The following is a 14,538-nucleotide window of genomic DNA, read 5'->3' on the forward strand; positions in this document are numbered from 1 at the left end:
CAAAAACCCACAGGGCGAACAGGACTTTTATAAATCGGCAGCTTACCCGGTTACCAAAGGCGCAGTTGTTAATTTCACCCGCTTTTTGGCTGCTTACTGGGGAAATAAGGGTGTCAGGGTAAATACCCTCTCGCCAGGTGGGGTTGAGAATAACCAGAACGAATTTTTCATAGAAAACTATTCTGCAAAAACACTATTAGGCCGCATGGCAAAAGCTGGTGATTATCAAGGCGCTTTAATATTCCTGGCGAGCGATGCATCAGCTTACATGACCGGCGCCAACCTGGTAGTTGACGGCGGATGGACAGCTATTTAAATGTATGTGGTATCAAGTAGTTAGTATCAAGTATCAAGACCTCGCTTTCTCTTATAGATATATAGATAGCTTTTTATAATCTTGATACTTGATACTAACTACTTGATACTAACTACTCGATACAGGAAATTATTAATACAATGCCACAGGAAAAACTACTTACCATTACTACCATTATACTGGCTTTGTGGGTAATATTGATCATTACCTGGGAGCGGGTATCCCCCTACCGCAAAGGTTTATCTTTTTTTAGAGAGGGGTTTTGGATCGACCTGGTTTGGTACACACTTATTCAAAGCTACTTTTTAAAGATCCTGATATTTGATTACCTGATAGCGCCTGTTCAGTACCATTTTAGCTGGTCGGCTATTCAATTTGTAAAGGATTGGCCGGTAGCGGTGCAGGTGTTGTTTTTCCTGGTGACCCATGATCTGTACATTTACTTGTTCCACAGGTTTCAGCACAGTAACAAAGTATTCTGGCGAATCCATGAAGCCCATCATTCGGGCAAGGAAGTTGATTTTTTATCGGGCTCCCGCTCACATATAGCCGAGATCATCATTAACCAAACCATTGAATTTGCACCCATTATTTTATTAGGCGCCGACCCGGCTGTAATACCTATTAAAGCGATGCTGGATGCCATGTTTGGTATGTTTATACACGCCAACGTTAAAGTAAAACTGGGAAAGCTCAAATACATCATTAACAGCCCTGAGTTGCATTTGTGGCACCATGCTAACTATCAGGAAGTTTTTCACGCTAACTTTTCAACCAAATTTGCCATTTGGGATCATTTATTCGGTACAGCTTATGACCCTGGCCATGCGCCCGGTAACCAGCGCGAAAACTGGGGCCTGGGTTATGAATATCCTAAAGATTACTTTTTACAGCACGCGTTTTCTGTTAAGCGGTTTAATGAAAATAATTTACTGAAGTACAAGTGGTTTAAGCGTTATTATAATTTGAGACCGGCTATACTTTCGGCATTAAGCGCTTTACGAAAAAAAAGCGTTCCAAAAACAGAAACCCATCAACCCGAGATATTCAACACACCATTAACACCTCACCAGCAAGAAGAAATTTTGCAATAACCTCATTAATTTTGGCCTGGATATACATCATCATAGCAGCAGTATTTGAAACAGCATGGACATTTTCGGTTAAGTTTTTTAAACTGAGTGACCTGAAATTGCTCACCTGGCATAACTTTTACCGGGTTGACATAAGCTTTCCCCTACTGGCCCCGCTGCTTGGCTATATCCTTTTTGGCGTAGGTAATGTTTACTTTTTCTCTTTGTCTATTAAAGAGCTGTCGACAGCTACAGCCTATGCCATTTGGACCGCGGCCACACTTGTCTTGATAAAAATAGCTGAGATAAGTTTCTTCAATAAAACCATTACGTGGACCGAGGCCTTTTTTATTTCGCTGATCATGATCGGCATTATGGGCTTAAAGTTTTCTGTAACACATATTAATCAGGTACCTTAAAAAGGCAAAACGAAGTTACAGGCTTTCTTGACAGAGTAGTTTTTCTAAATTATCAAGCATTTCGGTCCAGGGGGCTTCTGTTATTTTGGCTGGCACACCTCTTTGGATCAGTGTGAGTTTACAGCCATTGGCATCGGGGTCAACGTTAATATCTACAGTAGTAACACAGGGGAAATGTTTAGGTACTTCCAATGAAAAGCTAAGCCTGCGGGGCCCTGTTATTTCCTTATATTGACCAAAATGATCAATCTCCTCATCTCCACTCAATTCCAAAATAGAAAAACCCCCATCAACCCAACGCTCTATTTTTACACTTACAATTTTGTTGGACGAGCTTTTAAACATCCATAGTTTAATTATTTCGGGGTTTAGCCAGGCATCAAAAACCCGCTCAGCCGAAACCGGGAAACAATGACTTATTTGAACTGGCTTTAGCATATCGGAGTTTATTAGATAGACATACCCACTCTATTGCATTATAACGTCATTATCTTCAAAAAGTATTACCTAAAGCTTATTAATTTCCTGCGCCACCCGTTGTGCCGAACGGATGCAGGATTCCATACCGCGGCTCATATTATCGGCATAGGTACCTGCAAAATAAATCCTGCCTTCGGGCATCATGATCTGCGGCCAAAACTTATGCATTTCGCCCATTGGAAAAGGCTGCATTTCGCAAGCAGGGGCAAATTTATCTTTCGTCCAGTCCATAGTTAACGCTTGCTCAATAGTATCATGTTTACCCGGATAAACCGCTCTGAAAGCAGCCAAAACACGTTGAGGAGAAATCCCACCAGGGCCAAAAGCTTTTAAAACAATCCGGCTGGTATCTACCTCGTTGGTTTCTTCCCATATGGATGATATATCAGGGTGTTCAAATTCCATATTGATCGTTTTAAAACCATCATCGAGCCAAAACTTTGTGCTGGCCTCAAATACATAGAACGGGTGCGACGAATAACCCATACGATTCACCACATATTGCTTTGCCGGTGATAAAGGAGGGCTTATAGGTATATTTTTAAATATAGGCAGCGTAATACAGTTTACCAGCACATCAGCCTTCATTTCCTGTACTTTATCCAAACCGTATGGCTTGTATGACACGGTTACGCCTGTGCTATCATGCTTAATGGCCACAACCGGATGATTTAACTTTACCCTTGCGCCCAAACGTTTAGCAAAAGCAATGGGCAATTGCTCGTTACCATCTCTCAGGTGAAAGGTATCTCCTTCTGAAGGTGGTATACCCCGAAAGTTCATGATCGCTGATCGCCAGAGTACATAAAGGGCTGATGTGGTTCCCCCGCCAAGAAACCGGAGTGCACCAGCCGAGGCCCCTTCTTTTTTGTAAATCTGAGCAATAGGGATCTTATCGTAATCATCATATCCAACCCCAAAAGGCTGATAAGGATCGGTAAATTTTCCCAGGTAAGGCTTCAGATAAAAATCACGTAAAGCATACATGGGTTTCTGCGACAGGAATTTTATTTCTTTTTCATTGAAACCAAACTTAGTAAGTACAGCCGGGTCTTTAAGCATTTCCTGTGTGTAAAACTTACCGCCAATCATTTTAAGCGTATGATTGTCTGGCGATGCCTCAGAGCCTTCGGCGTGAGGATACGGGATCACTTTCAGCTTAAATTCATCTGTATACTCAAAAAAACGTTCATAGCCTGGTTTGGTAATATGGTCGGCACCATAGTCAGCATATAAACCATCAGACAGGCCATCACGCCCGGTAAAAACATGCCCGCCATACCTACCGCTTGCCTCCAGAATAACTACATCATGCCCGGCCTTCATTAGTTCATAGGCACAGCACAAACCCGTAATACCGGCGCCTGCTACTATTACCTTTTTAGCGTTTGCTGATAATTGTTTATTGATAGGTTCTGTTTTTATACCTGCTTGCTCTGTAGCGTGTAATATCTGGGGTGTCAAAACGGTGCCGGCACCTGCTATGAGCGTATTTTTAATGAATGCTCTTCTTTTTATGTTAGTCATTCTTATTCCTTTGGTTTAATAGGATGAGGTAATGAGTGCTTGATATAAAGCTAAATATACTATTCAAATGGGGTTTATTAAAAGAGGGCCTCAAATATTTATTCACTTATCCTGTACTTAAGCTTAGGTCCTTGTTTAGTCATATTTCATTTTAAACCGAACTGTAATCCTGATGGTGGGTTTATCTTTGCGGCCATATTATAACACAATACATTTACCTGTATATGGAAGTGCCTGTTAAAAAAGTATCTGCTACTAATCCCTCCTTTCTTTTTATAGTTGGTACAACCAGTCTGGCTTTTGTAGTATCTCAGCTTGATGTATCTATTGTTAATATTGCCCTGCCCCAAATATCCCGGTCATTTACTGCCGATATAAGCGAATTGCAGTGGATAGTTGATGCCTATACCATTGCCTTTGCTGTGCTGATGTTATCGGCCGGTGGCATGAGCGATCTGTTGGGGTCAAAACGGCTTTTTCAGTTTGGATTGCTGGTATTTGGTATTGCATCTGTAGGATGTGGTCTGTCATGGAACCCGTTTAGCTTAATTGGTTTCCGGGTATTACAGGGCATTGGAGCGGCTATCATGATCCCCAGCTCATTATCGATCTTAAACCAGAGCTTTGCCCATCACAAAACACAACGAAGCCGCGCGGTTGCTTTATGGACAGCCGCCGGAGGTGTGTCTATTGCTGCCGGCCCTATTCTTGGTGGATTACTGATGCATATCAGCAACTGGCGAATGATATTTTTTGTGAACATCCCGCTTTGCCTGGTTGGGATCCTATTAAGCATAAAGCTAAAAGAAAGCGAAAAACACCCCAATAAAGGGTTTGATATCCCAGGTCAGTTAACCTGGATGCTTGCACTTACCGCGCTTATCGCCGCCATTATTGAACTGCATCATTTAGGTTTCAACAATCCGTTAATATATGGCGGCCTTATTTTTAGCGCTATTATGCTGGTATTGTTCCTCCGGATAGAAAAAAAAGCCACATCTCCCATATTGCCGCTTGACCTGTTCAAATCGCCTACTTTTAATGTTTTGGTACTGTTGGGTATTGTACTCAACGGCAGTTATTACGGAACCGTGTTTGTTTTGAGTTTATACCTGCAGGATGTATTGCATTATTCGTCGCTTGCCGCAGGGATGGCTTTTTTGCCGCTAACAGCCGGCTTTATTATATCTAACCTCATTAGCGGCAGGCTCATGGCAAAATATGGAACACGCATACCTATTTTGGCCGGGTTACTTATTGGCACAGTTGGTTTTGCCGGTTTACTGATTGCACATGCTGGTACACCTTACTGGCAATTATTTATTCCCTTTATCACCATTCCACTGGGTATGGGGCTTGCTGTGCCGGCTATGACCACAGGCATATTAGCCAGCGTAACCAAAACACGTTCAGGTACAGCATCTGCTGTTTTAAATACCACCCGGCAGGCAGCAGGCGCAATGGGAGTTGCCGTATTTGGCGCTATGGCCAATGGTGGCGCTACTGCAATTGTACATGCCATAACAATAAGCTCTATTATTTCCGCAGTGGGTTTATTGTGCGTTATTTTGTTAATTCGTAAATATTTAAAAACAGCTTAAGCGAAATGAATGATAAAAGAGTAGTTTTTGACTTTGATATTTCTTTCACCAATGGCGGTGGCATACAGGGTCAGGATTTTAGGCTGGACATTGCCGGCGATACCATCACCGACCAGGAACTTGCTGACTATATTATTGATGATATGCAATTATTAATGGTGGGTAAGGTTGACATACTGAATAAATATTACATCGAAGAAAAACATAAGCGCAAGCCGATTAACGAATTGCCTGATGATAAATACATTGACCTGAGCCATACTATTTTTGACGGATTGGTTACCTATAAAGGCCTGCCATCTCCTGTTATCTGCGATTATTTGAGTCGAGAGCAGTCAAAGGCTAATTACGAGCCGGGTACCGAATTTCAGATAGGTAAAATAGAAATGGTGACCAATACAGGCACTTATATTGATTGCCCTTTCCACCGGTTTGAGCATGGTAAGGATCTGTCTGAAATGGAGCTGGATCGATTTGCTGATCTGGAAGCCATCACTATCAATGCAGAGAGCGCGACTGCGATTGATAAGAGCTATTTTGTTGCCAAAGAGATCAGGAATAAAGCGGTATTGGTTTATACCGGCTGGGCCAAACATTGGAATACGCCGCAATATCTTGAAGGGCACCCTTATCTTACTGCCGATGCTGCGGAATATTTAAAAGAGTGCCATGTAAAACTGGTAGGTATTGACAGCCATAATATTGATGACACCAGCGGTAAAAGCCGCCCTGTACATACCATTTTACTCGGCGCCGAGATATTGATCGCCGAGCATTTATGCAACATGGATAAATTACCGGAGGGTGGTTACAGGTTTAACGCGGTTCCGCCAAAGTTCAAAGGGGCAGGTACTTTTCCGGTAAGGGCATATGCCAGTTTTAACTCATAAAGTTTTGGCAACGTAATCAGCTTTTTGTGATCTTTTGCTTATAATGATCTCGGCAATAATGAGATTTGGCACCCAGCACAGCCATGATACAATTCGGTAAGCCGGTATAAAATCATGGAATATGATATCTGACAACAATGGCAGCCAGATACGTAATGTAACCGCGGCAAAGGTAAGCGCGTAATTACGTATCATCCAGCTTTCATGCTGGTTGATGTCTCTTTTAAGGATACTGGCATAAGCTTTTATTACGGTTATAAACCATAAAATAGCCAGTATGCCAAAGCCTAAAACATTACCTATGCCGCCTGTAGCAAAAAAAGCTATAAACATACCGGCAAGGCTGCTTAAAAAAACAGCAGTAACGTAAATTTTCCCTACCAAACGATGGGTGCTTAAATATCTGTTGCGCAGTTTTTGGCTAAACTGTGTCCAGCCGGTTAACAGGGCTATACCTCCAAAGGTGATGTGGATATAAAATGCTGTATGCCATACGATGCTGTTTAATAACTCCCGAGGTTTGGTACTCAGCAAACCGTTGTTTTGCATGTCCACAAAATAATAAATAAGCGGATACAGGCCAATAATAACAGCCAAAAAGACAAATGGGAACCAGGATAACTTACTCAGCTTCATATAGTTTAATATTCAATAATCTATAATTTGCTTTTAGATAACCGGCTCCGAAAATTTGTTACAGTTAGCAATTAATTAATCTGGCCTACGCTATTAAATTTTTCATTAAATACCGATATCCCCTTTGCCTTTTCGGGCAAAAATTCAGCCATCATTTCTTCGGCCTTTTCAATCATCTTTTGGGAGCCAATAAATATCGCCGACCGTTGGTGAAGTTCAGTTACTTCAATATCGAGTATTCGCCTGTAACCATCGCTTGCTTTACCACCCGCTTGCTCCACAATAAACGCCATTGGGTTACATTCATAAACCAGGCGTAACTTACCATTTGCATATTGCGCGGTGGCCGGATAAATAAATATCCCACCCTTTATTAAATTCCGGTGAATATCGGCAATCATAGAACCTGTATATCTTGAAGTATAAGGCCGGCTGGTTCCATCATCTTCCACCTGGCAATATTTAATGTATTTTTTTACTCCGGCCGGCAAATGGGTGTAATACCCTTCGTTTATTGAATAGGTATTTCCATGATCTGGAACGCTTATTTCCGGGTGCGACAAACAAAACTCACCGATGGAGGAATCCAACGTAAAACCATTTACACCTTTACCCGTAGTATAAACCAGCATGGTTGAGGATCCGTAGATCACATAACCGGCGGCAACCTGCTCCGTCCCCTTCTGTAATACATCATCCAGTGTGGCTTTTCCTTCATTTGATTTTCGGCGATAAATAGAAAATATGGTTCCCACGCTTACATTTACATCAATATTTGATGAACCATCCAGCGGATCAATAGCTACAATATATTTGGCATTTTTCGAGATCTCAGAATCAATATAAACGTGTTCATCATTTTCTTCGGACACCACAATGCAACATTCGCCGCCGCTTTGCAGGGCCGAAATAAATTGCTCATTGGCATAAACGTCCATCTTTTTTTGTTGTTCACCGTGCGTATTGATTTCACCTGTTTCGCCAATAATATCAATCAATCCTGCCTTACTTATTTCGCGGTTAACAATTTTTGCTGCAATACCAATATCACGTAAAAGCCTGGAAAGCTCTCCTTTGGCATACGGAAAATCAGCTTGTTTCTCAATAATAAATTGTCCTAACGTTTTAACTGCTTTCATATAAATTTATGGCTTTTTGAACAGGATGTTTGCATGAAGAAAAGTTCAATCCTAAACAAGATTAATTACTCTTGACTAATAAAAAAAAGATATAGCTAACTAAAACCATGCAATCGTTTCCGGGAACGATTGCACGATTTATGCCGTTTAATTGCATTAAGCTAAACCTGATAAATCCTTAAAAATCTCGTTTTTTACAGTAATTTAGCCTGATCATAAATAATTCCTTATTATTATAAACCGTTTGATCTCAACAATTATATACAGGAATCACAGAACTAAATTATGTTTGAATCTTACACCATAAAGGATATAGCAAAGGCGCTTGGTTTATCAACATCAACGGTGTCACGAGCATTGAACGGGAGTTATGAAATAGGTGCCGAAACAAAAAAGCTGGTGCTGGAGTATGCAGAGAAAGTAAATTACCGGCCCAATCCCATCGCGCTAAGTCTTAAAGAACAAAAAAGCCATTCTATTGGTGTGGTAGTGTGTGAGGTTGCCAACAATTTTTTTTCGCAGGCTATTAACGGTATCGAATCCATAGCTTATAACCGTGGTTACCATGTTATCATTACGCAAACACATGAATCGTTTGATCGCGAAAGCGCTAATGTTCAGCACTTACTATCAAGGCATGTAGATGGCTTGCTGGTTTCGTTATCTGCCGAAACAACTGATACATCGCAATATAAATACTTGCTCGAGAAAGGGTTTCCTATTGTATTTTTTGACCGGGTTGCGGCCGATGTTAATACCCACAAGATCATTGCAAATAATTTTAAGGGATCATTTGATGCTGCGGAACTTTTAATAAATGCAGGCTTTACCAAAATAGCTCATCTTACCAACTCAAATAACCTATTGATCAGCAGGGAAAGATTTGATGGCTTTAAAGCTGCTCTTGATGAGCACAACCTTGATTTTAAACCCGGATATTTAAAATACTGCAACCATGGCGGTATGATACAGGATGAGGTGGAATTTGCCATTAAGGAATTATTAAACATGGATGAACCTCCCGATGCTATTTTTATTGGCAGCGACAGGCTCACCATTAGTTGTATGCATATACTGAAAAAAATGGGTATAAAAATACCTGATGATATGGCCATAGCAGGTTTTACCAACTCTGATGTTGCTGAATTATTTGATCCTCCTTTAACTGTAGTGCGGCAGCCTGCTTTTCAAATAGGGCAAATGGCTACTGAAATGCTTATCAAAACCATTGAAAGCAAATGGCCCGTTGAAGAATTTACTACAGAACAGGTAGAAACCGAACTGATAGCCAGGTTGTCATCCCAAAAATTGCATTAACGCAAATACAGGTAAATAAACGCGGCTATGCTTGCACCAACAACAGGACCCAAAATAGGGATCCATGCATAAGTCCAGTCGCTTGTACCTTTATTTTTCATAGGTAAGATAGCATGCATGATACGTGGGCCAAGGTCACGGGCCGGGTTAATGGCATATCCGGTTGTCCCTCCAAGTGATAAGCCAATTACCCAAACCAGCAAAGCTACCGGGATAGCACCTAATGAACCCATGCCAACCGGTGTTTTGGTGGAAGTGATCTCGGCACCTGAAAAGTAAAATATGGTGAATATCAGCACAAAAGTGCCTATGATTTCACTGGCGATATTGGATACATAGTTGCGCACCGCCGGACCGGTACAATAAACCGCTAAAATAGACCCGGGGTTATTGGTACGTTGAAAATGGTCGAAATACATGAGCCATACCAGGAAAGCGCCCGCAGCAGCGCCCAAAATTTGCGCCGCTATATAGGGCAGCACACTTGCCCAGGCAAACTTACCGGCAATGGCAAGGCCAATAGTTACTGCGGGATTCAGGTGCGCGCCACTGTAAGGGCCTGCAACAACCACACCTACAAACACAGCCAGCCCCCAGGCGGTGGTAATAACCATCCAACCGCCATTATTCCCTTTAGTATCATTTAAAACAACATTGGCAACTACGCCATCACCTAAAAGTATAAGCAGCATGGTGCCTATAAATTCGGCCACGAATGGAGACATATAGATAGTTTTATTGGTAAATAATTAGTTGGCTAAAAGTAGTTAAACAGTTTCAGAATCCGGCAGTTCATCAGTCCATGATTGAGCTGCATGAATAGCTTTTCGCCATCCCTGCACCGCTTTTTTTATTTCGGACGAATCACCGGCGGGTGTAAACTCTTTTTCAGATTTCCATAGCTGCTGAATCTCTTCTACACTTTCCCAGTATCCTACAGCAAGGCCTGCCAGGTAGGCGGCCCCCAAAGCAGTTGTTTCTACCACATTTGGTCTGATCACCTTACAATTCAACAGGTTCGACTGAAACTGCATCAATAAATCATTACTTGTTGCTCCTCCGTCAACCCTTAGCTCTTTAATTTCCATTCCACTATCGGCCTGCATAGCTTTTAGCACATCCATGGTTTGGTAGGCTATGGATTCAAGCGCTGCCCTTGCAATGTGCGATGAAGTAGTTCCGCGGCTAAGCCCTACAATAGTCCCCCTTACATCAGGCTTCCAGTATGGTGCGCCCAATCCGGCAAAAGCAGGTACAAAATATACACCCTGGGTATCATCTACGGCCAAAGCCAGTTTCTCTACATCTGCTGATGATTTGATAATGCCCAAACCATCGCGCAACCATTGAACTACCGCGCCGCCAATAAATATACTGCCCTCAAAGGCGTATTGTATCTTGCCATTAATTTTCCAGGCAATCGTAGTCAACAGGTTATTTTTCGATTCTATAAACTCATCGCCGATATTCATCAACATAAAACAGCCGGTACCATAGGTGTTTTTGACCATGGCCTTCTCAATACACATCTGGCCAAAAAGTGCGGCGTGCTGATCGCCGGCTATACCCGCGATAGGAACTTTCGAGGCGAAAATGGTAGTCGCGGTTTCCCCGTATATCTCGCTTGATTGTTTTACCTCGGGCAGCATACTTTTGGGGATATCAAAAATACCGATCAGCTCATCATCCCATTGTTGTGTACGGATATTAAAGAGCATGGTACGGCCTGCATTGGTAACATCGGTAATATGTACGCGGCCGCGGGTAAATTTCCATACCAGCCAGCTATCAACCGTACCAAATGCCAGTTCGCCTTTGTCGGCTTTTTCACGGGCACCCTTCACATTATCCAGGATCCACCTGATTTTTGACGCCGAAAAATAAGCATCGATCACCAAACCGGTTTTAGAGCGGATCAGGTCGGTATGGCCATCCTGTTTTAACTTATCGCAAAAAGGAGCTGTGCGGCGATCCTGCCAAACAATGGCATTATAAACAGGCTCTCCGCTAACACGATCCCACACAATGGTTGTTTCGCGCTGATTGGTAATGCCTATAGCTTTCAGATTGGTTCCGTTTATACCCATCTTAACGGTTGCCTCTGCTGCCACGCTTGCCTGTGTAGACCAGATCTCATTAGGATCGTGCTCCACCCATCCCGATTGCGGAAAGATCTGCTTAAATTCCTTTTGAGCAACAGATTTGATTCGCCCTTTGTGATCAAATACAATGGCCCTGGAGCTGGTAGTACCTTGGTCTAAAGCTAAAATGTAATCTTCCATAATGTATGTTTTTCCTTGGTTTTGGTTATTTAATTGGTTGTATATTGTATTTATTTGGCCTGATAAGGTTCAAGCAGATAGCCATTGGCTAAGCGGGTAAAAACCTCCACCTGTTCTTTTTCCCAGGCAGCATCCTTATTAAGCTCTTTTGCTATTAAACCGGCAACAATTGGGGCCATATCAATGGCGGCGCGCGCGTTAAGAAACAAGGCCCTTACCCGGCGTGCCAAAATATCTTCTACATTGCGGGCCATTTCATGCCTTACTCCCCATATCACCTCGGCCTGAATGTAAGGCATATCCGGATGCAGCTTTTTGCCCCATTCGGCATTTTCATTAATTAGGGCAAGTAAAGCATATTCATCACTGCCATAAACATATAAATGATCGTTACGGTTTACATTGAGCTTACTACCATGAATTGGCAAATTCCGGGTAGTACTTGGTTTCGCGGTTAAATTACCAATTTCAATGGCTTTATCAATGGTATCCTCCCCCATGCGGCGATAAGTTGTCCATTTGCCGCCGGTTATGGTGATCAGCCCCGATTCAGAAACAAGCAATTTATGACTGCGTGATATTTCTTTTGTTTTTGATGAGCCGCTTTCCGGAGCGGCTAATGGGCGAAGGCCTGCGAATACGCTGAGCACATCTTTACGGGTTGGCGCTTTGGTCAGGTATTTCTCGGTGGTACGGATGATAAAATCTATCTCTTCTTCTAACGCTCTTGGCTCCAGGCTATGCCCATCAAGCGGAGTATCGGTAGTACCAACTACCAGCTTATCATGCCAGGGAACAGCAAAAAGCACCCGGCCATCTTCTGTTTTAGGGATCATCAGCGCATCTTCTCCGGGCATAAATGATCTGTCGAGTACCAAATGCACACCCTGGCTCGGCCTAACCAATGGCTTTTTACCCGGCTTATCCATCTGTAACAGATCATCAACAAACACACCGGTCGCGTTAATTACTGTTTTTCCTTTTAGCTTATATGTTTGCCCGGTTTCGACATCTGTGGCAATAACACCCGCGATTTTCTGCTGATCGTTTTTGATCAAACTCACTACACGAAAATAGTTAAGTATAGTAGCTCCCTGCTCCAAAGAAGTTTGGGCAAGGTTAATGGCAAGCCTGGAATCATCAAACTGCCCGTCATGATATACCACCCCACCATACAAACCTTTTTGGTTAATGGTAGGCAGTTTATTGATCACTTCTTTTTTGGAGATATGCTTTGCGCGGCCAAAACCCAATTTGCCGGCCAGCAGGTCATACAGGGTTAAGCCGATGGTATAAAAAGCGCCGCCCCACCATTCATAATTAGGGATGATAAACGATTCGTTTTTTACCAGGTGCGGTGCATTTTTAAGCAGCAATCCCCGCTCATGTAAGGCCTCACGCACCAAACCGATATCGCCTTGTGCCAGGTAACGCACACCACCATGCACCAGTTTAGTACTGCGACTGGATGTTCCTTTAGCAAAATCGGCCTGCTCCAGTAATAAAGTTTGATAGCCCCGTGAAGCAGCATCAAGGGCAGCTCCTAAACCGGTGGCCCCGCCCCCTACTATAATGACATCCCAAATTTTTTCAGGATCGGATATAGGTTTTATAATGTCATTTCGATTAGTTCCAATCATGTTTTTATTTCAATTTCAGCACAGAAATACATTTCGATTTCCATATCAAATTTATGAAATAATAATAATTCGAAACAAAACAAAATATAAAAAAGTTTAACTTTTATCAAAAACATGTAAATTAGCTTTATAAATAATAATTTATTCATTTAAACAGGCCTCAGGATTAAACGATCGAAACAAAACGGAACACCATATTAATTTAGTAAATTAAATGATTTAGCTATTGGCGTTGTATAGCATAAAGATTACTTTGTTCACAATAGTGACATGTTTGACTATATAATTGCTATTTTTGAGAACTACATTAATTGAACATGAAGAGTATAACGGAAAGGCACCAGTTGATCCTGAAGAAATTACAGGATACCGGGCATGTTAATGTACAGGAACTAAGTACTCAAATGAAAGTATCGGAGGTAACTATCCGAAAGGACCTGAAACTACTGGAAGATAAGAATTTGCTTTTCAGAACCCACGGTGGTGCATCAAAAACAAACCCCTATACCAGCGATAAACCGGTATCTGAAAAAGAAAAACTAAACGCCGAAGAAAAAAACAAGATAGCTAAAGTTGCCGCAAGTATGATAGGCAATAATGATTCCATTATCATTGCTTCGGGCACAACCATGGTTGCCCTGGCCAGGTCAATTAATCCGCAGAAACATTTAACGGTAATTACCTCGGCCCTAAATGTGGCTATGGAATTGTCAAGTCATCAAAACGTAGATGTTTTACAACTGGGCGGACAACTGCGTCAAAATTCATCATCGGTAATGGGGCCCTATGCCGAACAAATTTTACAGGATGTATCATGCAGCATTTTATTTTTAGGTGTTGACGGTATTGATCTGGAGATGGGCCTGACCACTACAAGCCTGATGGAAGCCCGTCTGAATCAAAAAATGATTGAAGCGGCTCAGATCACCATTGTTTTGGCCGACAGTTCAAAGTTTGGGAAGCGTGGGCTGGGTAAAATTTGCGCCCTCGACCAAATTCAGCATATTATAACAGACAATGGCATAGCACCAGCCCTGGTAAAGTTATTGGAAGACAGGGGCATTAATGTTACTATAGTTTGATAAAAGGGAAAGTTATATAACAGGTATCTTCGGTAATTATCCATGTTACCCGCATTTTTTTACGCTCCCCGGTTATATCCCCGTTTAAATAGCTGTTAAACATGTTTTAGCAAAATTCACAACGCTCGCTATAGCC

14 protein-coding genes are annotated in these 14,538 nt (G+C 42.1%); 7 read left to right on the forward strand and 7 right to left on the reverse strand.

The window, feature by feature from the left end; genetic code table 11:
- From AC1DRQ_RS25095 to AC1DRQ_RS25105, 3 genes are all read left to right on the forward strand, one after another.
- The coding region (locus AC1DRQ_RS25095; protein ID WP_477427924.1) for an SDR family oxidoreductase at positions 1 to 316 on the forward strand (316 nt) is incomplete at its 5' end.
- Positions 317 to 456: 140 nt separating this feature from the next.
- Positions 457 to 1,410 carry a sterol desaturase family protein gene (locus AC1DRQ_RS25100; protein WP_477427926.1) on the forward strand — a complete coding sequence of 318 codons (954 nt, stop codon included), beginning with the start codon at positions 457 to 459 and terminating at the stop codon, positions 1,408 to 1,410.
- 11 nt (positions 1,411 to 1,421) lie between these two features.
- Positions 1,422 to 1,808 carry a DMT family transporter gene (locus AC1DRQ_RS25105; RefSeq protein ID WP_429399328.1) on the forward strand — a complete coding sequence of 129 codons (387 nt, stop codon included), beginning with the start codon at positions 1,422 to 1,424 and terminating at the stop codon, positions 1,806 to 1,808.
- Between the two features lie 15 nt (positions 1,809 to 1,823).
- Here AC1DRQ_RS25105 and AC1DRQ_RS25110 read toward each other — a convergent pair whose 3' ends face one another.
- Together AC1DRQ_RS25110 and AC1DRQ_RS25115 are read right to left on the reverse strand one after the other, a co-directional pair.
- A complete protein-coding gene (locus AC1DRQ_RS25110; RefSeq protein ID WP_477427928.1) occupies positions 1,824 to 2,246 on the reverse strand; it encodes an SRPBCC family protein in 423 nt (140 codons plus the stop codon).
- 69 nt (positions 2,247 to 2,315) lie between these two features.
- Positions 2,316 to 3,815: a flavin monoamine oxidase family protein gene (locus AC1DRQ_RS25115; protein ID WP_477427930.1), complete on the reverse strand. Its 1,500-nt coding sequence runs from the start codon at positions 3,813 to 3,815 to the stop codon at positions 2,316 to 2,318.
- Positions 3,816 to 4,039: 224 nt separating this feature from the next.
- Here AC1DRQ_RS25115 and AC1DRQ_RS25120 point away from each other — a divergent pair, with 224 nt between their 5' ends.
- Both AC1DRQ_RS25120 and AC1DRQ_RS25125 read left to right on the forward strand, forming a co-directional pair.
- The gene (locus tag AC1DRQ_RS25120; protein ID WP_477427932.1) at positions 4,040 to 5,416 is read left to right on the forward strand and encodes an MFS transporter; all 1,377 of its coding nucleotides are present in this window, start codon (positions 4,040 to 4,042) and stop codon (positions 5,414 to 5,416) included.
- Between the two features lie 5 nt (positions 5,417 to 5,421).
- Positions 5,422 to 6,306, forward strand: a complete 885-nt coding sequence (locus AC1DRQ_RS25125) for a cyclase family protein (protein ID WP_477427934.1) — start codon at positions 5,422 to 5,424, stop codon at positions 6,304 to 6,306.
- On the opposite strand, the gene AC1DRQ_RS25130 is transcribed toward AC1DRQ_RS25125, so the two are convergent.
- Positions 6,301 to 6,942, reverse strand: coding sequence for a DUF2306 domain-containing protein (locus AC1DRQ_RS25130; protein ID WP_477427936.1), 642 nt, complete (start codon positions 6,940 to 6,942; stop codon positions 6,301 to 6,303). The two genes, AC1DRQ_RS25125 and AC1DRQ_RS25130, sit on opposite strands and share 6 nt — an antisense overlap.
- Before the next feature lie 71 nt (positions 6,943 to 7,013).
- Positions 7,014 to 8,081, reverse strand: coding sequence for a class 1 fructose-bisphosphatase (fbp, locus tag AC1DRQ_RS25135; protein WP_477427938.1), 1,068 nt, complete (start codon positions 8,079 to 8,081; stop codon positions 7,014 to 7,016).
- Positions 8,082 to 8,366: 285 nt separating this feature from the next.
- Here fbp and AC1DRQ_RS25140 point away from each other — a divergent pair, with 285 nt between their 5' ends.
- Positions 8,367 to 9,398, forward strand: a complete 1,032-nt coding sequence (locus AC1DRQ_RS25140; RefSeq protein WP_477427940.1) for a LacI family DNA-binding transcriptional regulator — start codon at positions 8,367 to 8,369, stop codon at positions 9,396 to 9,398.
- Here the strand turns inward: AC1DRQ_RS25140 and AC1DRQ_RS25145 are convergent.
- From AC1DRQ_RS25145 to AC1DRQ_RS25155, 3 genes are read right to left on the reverse strand one after another with little or no spacing between them, the layout of a single operon-like run.
- Positions 9,395 to 10,123 carry an MIP/aquaporin family protein gene (locus AC1DRQ_RS25145; protein WP_477427942.1) on the reverse strand — a complete coding sequence of 243 codons (729 nt, stop codon included), beginning with the start codon at positions 10,121 to 10,123 and terminating at the stop codon, positions 9,395 to 9,397. The two genes, AC1DRQ_RS25140 and AC1DRQ_RS25145, sit on opposite strands and share 4 nt — an antisense overlap.
- Positions 10,124 to 10,165: 42 nt before the next feature.
- Positions 10,166 to 11,680 carry a glycerol kinase GlpK gene (glpK, locus tag AC1DRQ_RS25150; RefSeq protein ID WP_477427944.1) on the reverse strand — a complete coding sequence of 505 codons (1,515 nt, stop codon included), beginning with the start codon at positions 11,678 to 11,680 and terminating at the stop codon, positions 10,166 to 10,168.
- 50 nt (positions 11,681 to 11,730) lie between these two features.
- Entirely contained in the window at positions 11,731 to 13,320 is a 1,590-nt protein-coding gene (locus tag AC1DRQ_RS25155; RefSeq protein ID WP_477427946.1) for a glycerol-3-phosphate dehydrogenase/oxidase, read from the reverse strand.
- Positions 13,321 to 13,637: 317 nt separating this feature from the next.
- On the opposite strand from AC1DRQ_RS25155, the gene AC1DRQ_RS25160 reads away from it, so the two are divergent.
- Positions 13,638 to 14,402 carry a DeoR/GlpR family DNA-binding transcription regulator gene (locus AC1DRQ_RS25160; RefSeq protein WP_429399316.1) on the forward strand — a complete coding sequence of 255 codons (765 nt, stop codon included), beginning with the start codon at positions 13,638 to 13,640 and terminating at the stop codon, positions 14,400 to 14,402.
- Positions 14,403 to 14,538 lie beyond the last annotated feature (136 nt).

The sequence above is a fragment of the Mucilaginibacter sp. P4_E8 genome, assembly GCF_056401495.1.